Annotated in this window: 9 protein-coding genes; 8 read left to right on the top strand and 1 reads right to left on the bottom strand. The window is 40.6% G+C overall.

Annotated features, from left to right (window positions below; translation table 11 throughout):
• Positions 1–71 precede the first annotated feature (71 nt).
• Positions 72–2,120, bottom strand: coding sequence for a TonB-dependent receptor domain-containing protein (locus ACTH6U_RS06295; RefSeq protein WP_441831831.1), 2,049 nt, complete (start codon positions 2,118–2,120; stop codon positions 72–74).
• A gap of 271 nt (positions 2,121–2,391) precedes the next feature.
• On the opposite strand from ACTH6U_RS06295, the gene ACTH6U_RS06290 reads away from it, so the two are divergent.
• The 8 genes from ACTH6U_RS06290 to ACTH6U_RS06255 all read left to right on the top strand — a co-directional run bounded on the left by ACTH6U_RS06290 (position 2,392) and on the right by ACTH6U_RS06255 (position 12,194).
• A complete protein-coding gene (locus ACTH6U_RS06290) occupies positions 2,392–3,483 on the top strand; it encodes an efflux RND transporter periplasmic adaptor subunit (protein ID WP_441831830.1) in 1,092 nt (363 codons plus the stop codon).
• Positions 3,480–6,566: an efflux RND transporter permease subunit gene (locus tag ACTH6U_RS06285; protein ID WP_441831829.1), complete on the top strand. Its 3,087-nt coding sequence runs from the start codon at positions 3,480–3,482 to the stop codon at positions 6,564–6,566. The genes ACTH6U_RS06290 and ACTH6U_RS06285 overlap by 4 nt, the downstream gene beginning before the upstream one ends.
• Before the next feature lie 131 nt (positions 6,567–6,697).
• On the top strand, positions 6,698–6,925 hold the full coding sequence (locus tag ACTH6U_RS06280) for a type II toxin-antitoxin system Phd/YefM family antitoxin (RefSeq protein ID WP_294107070.1): 228 nt from the start codon (positions 6,698–6,700) through the stop codon (positions 6,923–6,925).
• A gap of 14 nt (positions 6,926–6,939) precedes the next feature.
• Complete coding sequence (locus tag ACTH6U_RS06275; protein ID WP_294107071.1) at positions 6,940–7,248, top strand: type II toxin-antitoxin system RelE/ParE family toxin; 309 nt, start codon at positions 6,940–6,942, stop codon at positions 7,246–7,248.
• A gap of 262 nt (positions 7,249–7,510) precedes the next feature.
• Complete coding sequence (locus ACTH6U_RS06270) at positions 7,511–8,686, top strand: MFS transporter (protein ID WP_294107072.1); 1,176 nt, start codon at positions 7,511–7,513, stop codon at positions 8,684–8,686.
• A gap of 19 nt (positions 8,687–8,705) precedes the next feature.
• Positions 8,706–8,969 (top strand): SemiSWEET family transporter, encoded by a 264-nt coding sequence (locus ACTH6U_RS06265; RefSeq protein WP_336430690.1) that lies wholly within the window; start codon positions 8,706–8,708, stop codon positions 8,967–8,969.
• Positions 8,970–9,478: 509 nt separating this feature from the next.
• A complete protein-coding gene (gene emrA, locus ACTH6U_RS06260; RefSeq protein WP_294107074.1) occupies positions 9,479–10,651 on the top strand; it encodes a multidrug efflux MFS transporter periplasmic adaptor subunit EmrA in 1,173 nt (390 codons plus the stop codon).
• A gap of 16 nt (positions 10,652–10,667) precedes the next feature.
• Positions 10,668–12,194: a DHA2 family efflux MFS transporter permease subunit gene (locus tag ACTH6U_RS06255; protein ID WP_441831828.1), complete on the top strand. Its 1,527-nt coding sequence runs from the start codon at positions 10,668–10,670 to the stop codon at positions 12,192–12,194.
• Positions 12,195–12,238 lie beyond the last annotated feature (44 nt).

Raw genomic sequence — 12,238 nt, 5'->3', positions numbered from 1 at the left:
TTGTTGCCTACATGCAACTCGAATGGCTTTTAATGTAATAGGTAGCCTGCAAAAATTAACAAGGTAATCAATTAGAAGGTGAAATTCACGTTCGCCCAATAACGGCGACCATCTTCTACATCCCAGTTGCCGCCATTTTTATCAATTTTAGGCCCTTTTTCATTACCGATATTTAATACTGCTAAATTTAGCTTAGTATTTTTCAGTAATTGATAAGTGGCTCCGACATCCATGGTGGTATAGCCACTACGGTAGCGTGGTGCTGTGTAGCCATTACGCTGGGAGGCCCAAACTTGTTTACCTTCATAGTGTGCACGGGTATATAAAGTGAGGTCTTCGCTATAATTCCAATCTAACTTAGCATTTGCCAGATGCTTTGGCGTTTTATCCAATGCATAGCCTTTGAGTGATTGACCACTACTTAGCTTTTCATCATCACTTTTACGCTCTGAATCAGTATAGGTGTAATTTAAACTCAATTTCCAATCTTGGGCTAGAGGAATTCCTGTTGCGACCTCAACCCCTTTGATATTGGCTTTACCGACGTTGTCATAGGTATATAAGTTTAGATTGGTAATAGGGTCTGCGTCGCCAGTATAGTAGCTAGTTAATTTGTTTTTAAAATCGGTATTAAAGAAAGTTAAGCTAGCATCAAAACCGGATTCATGGTTATAGGCAATACTGATTTCTTCACTGAGGCTTTTTTCTGGTTTTAAATCAGGATTACCGTAGATAATCCCATTACCGCCCTCAGTTGAGGTACCGTAACCTGAACTGACTTCACGCAAGGTTGGTGCACGGAAAGCTTGTGATACACCGCCTTTAATGGTGATTTCATCAGTTAAATAATAAACTGCATAGCCTCTCGGGTTCCAGTGATTACCATAAGTCTCATGGTGATCTAAACGTAGACCACCCGTTAAAATAAGGTCATCTGTTGCTGTAAACTCATTTTCAACAAATAATGCATATTGTTCAGCGCTAAGTTTTGCATTTTCTGTGGTTGTTTTACCTGTGGAAGAGCTATCTTTCAATTTAGCGTGTTGGAATTGCCCCCCTACAGAGAGAATATTGTCAGGTAGAAAGGCAACCACTTTCCCATCAACTACAGTATTGGTAATTTCAGGAACGCGAGGCTCATAACTATAAACTAATGGGCTTGTTTTGGTTTCTTGTCTTTCAGATTTAGTTGAGCGCTTTGTTTGTTCTTGATAAACGCTCAACTCAGTGTTGAATGAATCCCAATCACCTTTATATGTTAGTGCTAAATGGTTTCGATCATTATGAAGTTCTGTTTTGGTATTGGCTTTTTTGGAGGTACCACGAATTTCATATTCAGCGAGAGATTTACCCGGCGTTGAAGTTCTTTCTTGAGTGGTTCTGCCTGCTTCAAATAAGAAAGTTTGGTTATCCCAAGGGGTAAAGGTTAGTTTTGCCGTTAAGCTTTTATTATCCTTTTTATTATGCCCTTCTGTAATCTTATCTTCTTGGCGATAATCGCCGCCGCCATATAATTGCAAACCTAATTTATCTTGCATTAATGGTCCAGATAGATAGAAATTACCATCTGTTGAGTTACCGCTATCACTGTTTTCTTGCACAATAGCGCCAGTCGATAGACTGCCGTGCCACTCATTAGTGACTTTCTTGGTGATGATATTGATAACGCCGCCCATGGCATCAGAACCATACAGGGAAGACATAGGACCACGGATCACTTCAATACGTTCAATTGCTTCAACAGGCGGCATAAAGCCTGCTTCAAAACCACCGCTGCCATTCGGGCGAGATTCACGGCTATTTTGACGACGACCATCCACGAGTATTAAGGTGTATTCGCCGGGCAAGCCACGAATATTAATATCTTGTTTATTGGCTGCACCTACAATACTGACACCTTCAACATCTTTAACCGCATCGGCTAAATCGCGTACCGGTTTGTTTTGTAATTGTTCAGCAGTAATTACAGTCACACTCGCAGGGGCATCACGTAATTGCTGTGAATAGCCCGATGCACTGACGACCATGGTATCTGAGTTTTCTGCGGCAGTAGCGCCAAAAGAAGAGAGTGCCGTGCAAACACCTGCGGCAAGAAGCGTGTAGTGGTATGGCTTAGACATAATTATTCCTAGACCCCGGTAAATTGAAACAATAAATATAAATGATAATAATAATCATATTCTTTATCGATAATACCATTGAAGTAAGTAAGAAATAAATAATTGCCTAACTAATTTATGGTCAGGATTTGATCTCAGACATAAAAATGCATCTAGCTTTGTGAAGCGTGCCAACCTTAATGGAAAATTAAGGTTTAACTTTGGTTTATGGAGTTTCCCACAATGTGAACTTACATTAGCTCTGCTATCTACTCGGGGAACTTAAAGGCTAATGAGAAGTATATTTTTGATGATCGCAGGATTATTGGTGTTAATCGCACCCACACTGGCGTGCGCAGAGGCGATGCGCTTGAGTGTGACTAATCCACAACAAACTATGGCGATTGATGTTGTCAACATTCCGGGAAAGTTTGTGGCTAAAAATGAGGTTTCTATCGGATCGCCATTACAGCAACAAAGGGTGACAGCAGTTTTTGTTGAAGAAGGTGAATGGGTTGAGAAAGGGCAGTTGCTCGCTACGCTTGAGTCACCACTTCAAAGTGCGGCGGTGAAGCAATTACAAGCGGAAACAGAGAAAGCGACCGCTTACATTAAGCAGCAACAAGCTCTAACGGCACAGTCACAAAAAGAGTTACAGCGCCTCATGCCACTGGCTAAAACAGGGGTAATTTCCGCGAATGAATTCGGTAAAGCGAAATCAGAAGCGCTATCACAGCAAGCCTTGCTCGAGGCGAGTCGGGCTGAGTTGCGTCAACTACAAGCACAATTAATGCGTGAACAGAGCCAAGAAGATAAATCAAAGATTATCGCCCCCGTTTCAGGGGTGATCAGTGAGCGTTACGCGATGAACGGCACGCTATCTGATAATGCGTTGCTGTTTAAATTAATTGAAAATAATGAAATTGAATTTGAAGCCGCGGCTCATTCATCGGAATTAGCGCGAATTCGAGGTTCAAATCCCGTTGTTATTCAATTATCTGAAAATAAGCAACTTTTGGGTAAATTACGTTATTTATCGCCGAAAATAGCGTCATTAACACAATTAGGTAAAATGCGAGTCGCCTTGAACGAGGCGCCCAACGGTATCCGTATAGGGGAAATTGCGACGCTGGTTTACGCCAATTCACCCGAGGAACAACTTACTTTGCCATATAGCGCCATTAGAACTGAAACAAATGGTGAGCGTTTCGTTTTCACCGTGACCGAAGGGGTTGTGACAAAACAAAAGGTACAAACGGGGAAAATACAAAATGGCCGAGTGGAAATTCTCAGTCCTTTAGCGACAAATTTAGACGTTGTAACTTATGCACAAGCGTTTTTGTCGCAGGATGACATTGTTATTGCAGTGAAGGATAGCCAATGAAATTACAGTTATCATCTTGGGCCATCACCAGACCCATTCCTACTATTGTGATTTTTTTGGTGTTAACGATTGCCGGAATATTTTCATTCAATACCTTACCGGTGACGGCGAATCCGGTAATTACTTTTCCGATTGTTACTGTGACGGTGACGCAAGATGGTTCATCGCCAACGGAGCTAGAAAATGCAGTCACCAAGCGAGTTGAACGTGCGGTATCGGGTATTCCGGGTATTCGCCACATTTCATCATCAATAACCGAGGGGTCATCATCAACAACCATTGAGTTTAACCTTAACGTGAACGCTCATGTGGCGACTAATGATGTGCGCGAGCAGATAGGACAAATTAGAGCAGAGCTGCCTCAAACAATTGATGAGCCGCTCATCAACCGAATTGATGTGGAAGGCGGCGCAATTTTACGTTATGCAGTTTCTTCTGATACCGAATCTATCGCTGATTTATCATGGTTCGTGGATGACACCGTCAGTAAGCAGCTAGTGGCGGTACCGGGTGTGCAGAAAGTGAGTCGATTAGGCGGCGTTGAGCGCGTTATTCGTGTCGAACCGGATGCTCAAAAATTGGCTGCAATGCAGATATCAATCGCGACTATTAATGAATTACTGCGCAATGTACATCAAAATTCCGCAGGAGGTAGTACTAAATACAATACCTTACAGCACACAATCCGTGTTCTGGGTGAAAAGCATGCTGTGGATGATATCGCCAATGTGATGTTACCGATGGATAACCAACAATCTGTCAAATTAGGTGAAATTGCAAATGTGTACGATGGCTATAAAAATGTGAAATCCATTTCACAGTTTGATGGTGAAGAGGTGGTGGGATTTGCGGTTTTTAGAGCGAAAGGTTCCAGTGATACGCAAGTGGCTGAAGGGGTAAAACAGGCGCTTGCCAAATTGCAAGCGGCGAATCCCGCGGTCAAAATTAGCTTAATTTCATCGACCGTCAAATATACCGAATCAAGTTTTAATTTAACCATTCAAACCTTATTCGAAGGGGCATTTTTAACCGTTGTTATCGTTTTCTTTTTCTTAAAAAGCTGGCGAGCAACGTTAGTAGCAGCGATTGCTTTACCATTGTCTATTTTGCCGACGTTCTTTATTTTGGCTCTGTTTGATTACAGCCTAAACAGCATTACATTACTGGCATTGACCTTGGTGATTGGTATTTTAGTCGATGATGCCATTGTTGAAATTGAAAATATTCAAAAATATATTGAGCGCGGAGAGCGCCCTTATCTGGCGTCACTAAAAGCCTCTGATGCGATAGGATTTGCGATTGTTGCCATTACATTGACGATTGTGGCCGTCTTTTTACCAGTGAGCTTTATTGGTGGTTTTGTGGGGCAATATTTTGTGCCCTTTGGTGTCACGGTTTCTGCGGCAGTATTATCATCATTATTGGTTGCTCGCCTTGTGACACCGTTGATGGCAGCTTATGTTTTATTACCACAAAAACAGCAACATGAAGGGGTGAAGGTTGCCAATTGGATTGTGCGATATACCCGATTTTTATCAGCAACCTTGAAACATCGTAAATTAGCTTTATCTGTTGCTGGGGTGTTTTTAATTGGTTCCGTTGGGATCACCAGCTTCTTACCCGTTGGTTTTATGCCTGATGGTGATATTAGTGTAAGCCAGATAAATATAGAGTTATCGCCAGGCACACCTGTTGAGCAAACTCAGCAAAAAATTAATGAAATTGCTGAGAAATTAAAAGATAGGCCTGAAATTTTATCCGTTTATACCATTGCAGGCATAGCGGATGATTCAGAGGGTGTTGCTCAACACAAGGGGGAAATGATTTTAACACTAACGGAGCCAAGTGAGCGTGAGTTATCACAAAAGCAATTTGAACAATCAGTGTCACCGTGGTTGAGCCAAAAAACTGATGCGCGTTATAGCTTTAGTAACAGTAATGGCAGCAAAGAGTTTTCGTTGGTATTTACCGGCACCGACCCTGAAGAGCTTGAAAAAGCGATTCAAGCATTGCGCAATGGGATTGCCAAAACTGCTGGATTTAAAAACGTGCAGGTGGTGAAACCGTTATTGCGTAAAGAGTTACTTGTTACGCCAAACTTGGTTGATTTAGGGCGAACAGGGGGGAATGTGGATGATATTTCCACGACACTACGCATTGCTACGATGGGAGAAGCCAGTTCTCGCAGTGCCAAATTTAATTTACCGGATAGGCAATTAGCATTGCAGGTTATTCTTCCTCAAAATCAACAAAATGATATTGAGGTATTGAATAATTTATATGTGAAAAGCGCGGGAGAACAAAGTATCCCTATCAAATCGGTGGCGAAAATTGACTCTAGTGATGGGCCTTCACAGATTGAGCGAATTAATCGCCAACGTAAAATGGTGATTGAAGCTAATTTAGAGGGTATTACTTTAGGGGAAGCCATTGAGAGTGTGATGCAATTACCTGAGTATCAACAATTACCCCATAGTGTTTCACAGGTCGAATACGGCGATATGGAATATATGACCGATATGTTTGAACGCTTTGGCACTACGATGGTATTAAGTATTTTGCTAGTTTTTGCCATCTTAATTGTGCTGTTTAAAGATTTTATGCAGCCGATTACGATTTTAGTGGCTCTGCCGTTTTCTATCGGTGGCGCGATTATCGCACTGGTTCTTTATGGTGCGATGATAGATTTACCCGTTATCATCGGTATTTTAATGCTTATGGGGATTGTGACGAAAAACTCAATTTTGCTGGTGGAGTTTATCCTTGAAAAAGAGCGCTCAGGTCTTGATCGCGAAACGGCTATTTTAGAGGCAGGACAGGAACGTATTCGCCCGATAATTATGACCACGTTTGCGATGATTGCCGGTATGGTGCCGTTAGTGTTGACGACAGGGGCAGATGCTAGCTTTAGAGCGCCGATGGCCATCGCGGTTATTGGTGGGCTGATTAGTTCCACGATATTGAGCTTACTTTTTGTTCCCGTAATTTACAGTTTAATGGATGATTTAAAACAAAAAATACTACCTCTATTAGCCAAACTGACTTCTGTCACGCAAACTGATAGAGATGTTAAAGAGTGGTAAAAAGAGGCCAGTCATATAAATGGCTGGCTTTTTACTATTGTTTCTTTATTGATTGGGAAGTAAATTGACTTTTAGTCCACCTATAGACTATATTTGGTCTAGTTACCTGAAAATGCATGTAGGAATTCTTAATGAAAATTGAAACGATTAGTTATATTAAAAAACATGCCGCTGCACTTGAACTTTCTGAGCCAATTTTGGTTACTCAAAATGGTGTGCCAGCTTATGTCATTGAGTCATATGAAGATAGAAAAAAGAGAGATGATACTATTGCTTTACTTAAGCTCTTATCTATTTCAGAAAAAGATAGCAAAGAAGGAAAGCTCTACTCGCGTAGCCAGTTATTGGATAATCTGTAAATTGGAGCTGTAGGATGATAATTAATTTTAAGTACACGGAAACATTTTTAAGTATTATAAAAGACCAAGGATTGGATAAAAAATTAGTTAATACTATTCTTGATAGGTTTGAACGGCATCTGAATTCTTTTCCTGAATGTTGTGGAGTACATGTATATTTACAGGAAATAGGTGTAACTAAATATAGGGGATATATATCGCCTGAAAATTACACTCTTCTTTATTCCTATGAAAACAAAGGCAATGTTGTTACTGTTCATGCTATTTTGCATCAACGACAAGATATACAAAAGCTATTATTTAATCGTATCATTGAACGCTAAATTTAGATTATTAGTGATTTCTATATGTACCATGTGAACTTTTTATTCCCTAGAAATTATTTCTGTAGCACTAATCTATTAGTTAAATTTACTGCAATTAATAATGTTTAAGTTAAATTAATAATAATCAATCATATTAATGAAAAATTGCTACATTAGAGGCAAAACAAAAATTTCAAAACCAGTATTATTGACATTTTTAATTCATTAATCTAGTTTCAAGGTGTCCAAATCAGTATTGATGAGTAAGGCACCTTTCATCATGAATACATCCCCAACTCGCTCACAATGGCCGCTATTACGCCTTGCCACGTCTATGTTTTTTTCGTATATGACGGTTGGCCTTCCCTTAGCTGTTATTCCACTATTTATCTATCAAGAACTTGGCTATAACGATATTTGGGTGGGTGTCGTGGTCGGTATTCAATTCTTAGCCACGGTACTGACTCGCGGTTATGCGGGGCGCTTAGCTGATCAACAAGGTGCCAAAAGAACCACATTACAGGGCATGTTAGCTTGTGGTTTATCTGGTCTGTTTTGTTTGCTCGCTGTTATTTTACCCCTTGGGCCAGCCTGCCAAATTTCACTCTTGATTATGGGGCGTTTAGTGTTGGGTTTAGGGGAAAGTCAATTATTGACAGGGAATTTAACGTGGGGGATGCGGCTTGCGGGCGCTGAACACGCAGGAAAAGTAATGTCTTGGAATGGAATGGCTATTTATGGCTCTCTTGCTGTCGGGGCACCATTAGGGTTGATGATTTATCAACATCTTGGCTTTGCAGCACTTGGTGGTGTCATTATGTTACTACCTTGTATTTCATTACTGATAAGCGGCACGGTAAAAGCAGTTTTACCTTTGCAAGGACGTTGGGTGTCGTTTTGGTCTATCTTGCGCAAAATTTGGAAAATGGGCGCTATATTGGCGCTACAAGGCATTGGCTTTGCTGTGATCAGTACTTTTATCTCACTCTATTTTGCATCTAATCAATGGGGAAATGCAGGGCTAGCCCTCACAGCATTTGGTTGCGCGTTTGTTTTGGTACGTATCTTTTTTGGCGGCTTACCCGATAAATTCAACGGTTATCGAATTGCGCAGATTTCTTTATCAATCGAGTGTGTTGGGTTAGTAGTGCTCGGTTTTGCGCCTGAATTTAGCGTGGCACTAGTGGGTGCGGCACTGACGGGGATGGGATGTTCACTTATCTATCCTGCAATTGGTAAGGAAGTTGTGAAAACCGTTGAGCCTCAAATGCGAGGTACGGCACTAGGTGGATATTCCGCTTTTCAAGATATTGCCTATGGGATAACTGGCCCACTCGCGGGTATGACGGTGGCTTATATTCATTATCGAGGTATCTATTTAGCGGCGGCAGTTGCGGTTTTATTGGCTATCGTGATGACTTCTATTTTTATAGGTCGTTCGAGCTATCGTCATTAGTTTATTGAGGAGGTAAAAATTGTCATCAGAAAATATGCCAAAATATATCAGTTATCTTGGATGGGCTGCGACCTTGACTGCATTTAGTATGTATGTGGCCTATATTCCACAAATTCTAGGGAATCTTGAGGGAAATAAAACCCATCCAATGCAAGCGGCGGTTGCTTCACTTAACTGTGCTCTATGGCTCTGGTATGGAATAAAGTTAAAGAATAAGCCAATTACCTTCGCGAATGTTCCTGGGGTTATATTTGGACTGATTGCATTTATTACTGCGTTATGAATTCATTGACTGTATACAGATGCAGTCAATGATCTACGTTTATAATTATTCATTTCGACTATGTTTTAATATATCTTTGGATATTTAGTCAAATAATGATGTGAAAAATGAGTCCATAGTTTTTTATATTATGAAATCATTTACTCGTAAATTGAATTTCATCATCTAATCATATTAAGATGTGCTCTATAAAGCCATTAACCTTAAGTGTATTCAATTACACTTATTATCATTATGGTATAGTTAATATCATATTTAGATATAGCCTTCATTTTATTTAACATTGACCTTACATTGATGATTTAACTCTATGTTATTTATATATATTAATTTGAGTTGCTAAGTTATTAGATAAGTTCAGTAGCTGATAAAACTGATATAAAAGATATCATATTATTGTTCTATTCTATTTTTATGTTATTTAAAAACAGTTCCCTATTGCTTTATGGCAGAGAGTTCGTAAATATAACAGATAGAATGAATAATTAATTTCGACGTTGAGAGTTATTATGGACCAACCAAAAAATACAGATGAATCTAATCAAAAAACGACAAATGAAAAACGAAGAAAAATATGGATGGTATTTGCTTCAATTATTATCATTCTTTTATTTGTCGCCTATGGCGTTTATTGGTTTTTAGTCTTGCGCTTTCAAGAATATACCGATGATGCATATGTTGCTGGATTACAAATCCCGATCATTGCGCAAACAACGGGTAATGTCACTCAAGTCAATTTTGAAAATACAGACTTAGTGAAGGCGGGTGATGTGCTCGTTGTCTTAGATAAAACCAATGCGACGTTGACTTTTGAACAAGCAAAACACGATCTCGCCACCACGGTGCGCAAGACGAAAGAGCTGTATATCAATGGCGACGAATATCAGGCTCAAATTCAAAAGAATCGCGTATCCCTTGCGCAAGCGCAAAAAGATAATCAGCGACGTATTGCGTTAGGGCGTAGTGGTACTATTTCTAAAGAAGATTTGCAACACTCCCAAGAGGCTGTGCAATTGGCTCAAGCTGCGCTGGAGATTTCAATTCAGCAATATAATGCCAACCGAGCGCTATTACGCAATACGGAATTGAAAAAACAGCCAGCAATACAGCAGGCAGCAGATAGTGTTCGCAGCGCATGGATTAACTTGCAACGTACTGAAATTAAGAGCCCAATGACAGGTTATGTCTCCCGCCGGAACGTCCAAGTGGGTTCACAAGTTAGCTCTCAAAGCTCATTAATGGCGATTGTTCCTATTCAGCCAGTTTGGGTTGATGCCAATTTTAAAGAAACTCAGTTAGAAAAAGTCCGGATTGGTCAGCCAGTGACGATAAACAGTGATTTCTATGGTGATGATATTGTTTATAACGGGACTGTTGTTGGGCTAGATATGGGAACGGGCAGTGCGTTTTCGCTATTGCCTGCTCAAAATGCGACGGGCAACTGGATTAAAGTGGTTCAGCGTCTCCCTGTTCGTGTTGAATTAGACCCAGCGCAAGTCGCGAAACATCCGTTGCGTATTGGTTTATCGATGAATGTGACGATTGATATTAAAGATCTCAACGGCCCTGTTTTGGCTGAAGTTCAACGAACGGCACCCGCTTTTGAAAGTGATGTATTGGTGCTGAAATTGAACGATGTCGATCAGATTATCGATACCATCATTAACGATAACGCGGATTAGCCCGAAAGGAGTGGCTGTGGCAGATATTCAACCACTAAAGGGCACAAAGCTAGTTTGGGCAACAATTGCATTGTCCTTGGCGACGTTTATGCAAGTGTTAGATTCGACAATTGCAAACGTTGCTATTCCGACAATTGCAGGGAACTTGGGGGTTTCGGTATCTCAAGGAACGTGGGTTATCACGTCATTTGGGGTATCAAACGCCATTTCTATTGCTATCTCAGGCTATCTTGCGAAACGATTTGGTGAAATTCGTGTTTTCTTATGGGCAACGGGGTTATTTACCATCTTTTCTCTGTTGTGCGGGTTTTCCGATAGTTTGGGTATGCTTATTATGTATCGCGTGTTGCAAGGCGCGGTAGCAGGGCCGGTGATCCCACTTTCCCAAAGCTTAATAATGCGTTGTTACCCGCCGAAAATGCAAAATATGGCTTTAGCATTTTGGTCGATGACGATTATTTTAGCACCCGTGTTTGGTCCTATTTTTGGGGGTTATATTAGCGATAACTTCCATTGGGGCTGGATTTTCTTTATGAACGTGCCTTTAGGTATTTTCGTTATTATTGTGAGCACAATAATATTCAAAGGTATGGAATCAAAAGTGGTCAAAGTGCCATTCAATGTGATTGGCTTGGCGCTACTTTCTGTCGGTGTGGGTTGCCTTCAAGTGTTGCTAGACAAAGGCAAAGAGTTAGGTTGGTTAGCATCTAAAGAAATCGTAATTTTAGCTGTATTTTCAGCAGTTGCGTTAGTTTTCCTTGTCATTTGGGAACTGACTGATAAAAACCCAATCGTAGAACTTTCGTTATTTAAGTCGAGAAATTTTACCATCGGAACCATTTCGGTCAGTTTGGCGTACATGGCCTATTTTGGCGCGATTGTCTTACTACCTCAACTGTTACAGGAGGTATATGGCTACACGGCAACCTGGGCTGGACTGGCGCTAGCGCCAATTGGTTTATTGCCCGTATTATTTTCAGCACCAGTCGCTAAGTTATCAGATTTTCTTGATATCCGCTGGATAGTCACCTTTAGCTTTGTATTTTATGCAATCTGCTTCTTTTGGCGTGCATATACATTTGAGCCGAGTATGGGCTTCTCTGCGGTAGTTTGGCCTCAATTGGTACAAGGTATGGCGGTTGCCTGCTTCTTTATGCCATTAACTACGTTAACATTATCGGGCTTACCACCAGAAAAATTAGCATCGGCATCAAGTTTGGCCAATTTTTTCCGTACTTTAGCTGGTTCAATTGGTACATCGATTACTACAACGATGTGGAGTGATAGGGAAGCGGTGCATCATAGCCAACTAACTGATTATATAACAGATTATAATCCGGAGTCATTACAGATGTATCAAGAAATAGCCGCACATGGAATGACATCAGAGCAAACTTCTGGATTTATTGCGCAGCAGATAACTAGCCAAGGGTTGATTATTGCGGCAAACGAAATCTTCTGGTTATGTGGTTGGGTGTTTATTGCTTTGATTATCACGGTTTGGTTTGCGAAACCGCCATTTGGTGGCAATGCGAATAAGTAAATAATCCATTCAAAGTCATATAAATAGGGCGCAAGAAGATATCA

The sequence above is a fragment of the Providencia sp. genome, assembly GCF_052096715.1.
In the GTDB taxonomy this organism is placed as follows: Bacteria; Pseudomonadota; Gammaproteobacteria; order Enterobacterales; family Enterobacteriaceae; genus Providencia.
This window is presented reverse-complemented; position numbering and strand designations above follow the sequence as displayed.

Coding starts and splice junctions, on each gene's coding strand:
- ACTH6U_RS06295 (WP_441831831.1), bottom strand. CDS start 2,120: ATGTCTAAGCCATACCACTACACGCTTCTTGCCGCAGGTGTTTGCACG.
- ACTH6U_RS06275 (WP_294107071.1), top strand. CDS start 6,940: ATGATAATTAATTTTAAGTACACGGAAACATTTTTAAGTATTATAAAA.
- ACTH6U_RS06270 (WP_294107072.1), top strand. CDS start 7,511: ATGAATACATCCCCAACTCGCTCACAATGGCCGCTATTACGCCTTGCC.
- emrA (WP_294107074.1), top strand. CDS start 9,479: ATGGACCAACCAAAAAATACAGATGAATCTAATCAAAAAACGACAAAT.
- ACTH6U_RS06280 (WP_294107070.1), top strand. CDS start 6,698: ATGAAAATTGAAACGATTAGTTATATTAAAAAACATGCCGCTGCACTT.
- ACTH6U_RS06285 (WP_441831829.1), top strand. CDS start 3,480: ATGAAATTACAGTTATCATCTTGGGCCATCACCAGACCCATTCCTACT.
- ACTH6U_RS06290 (WP_441831830.1), top strand. CDS start 2,392: ATGAGAAGTATATTTTTGATGATCGCAGGATTATTGGTGTTAATCGCA.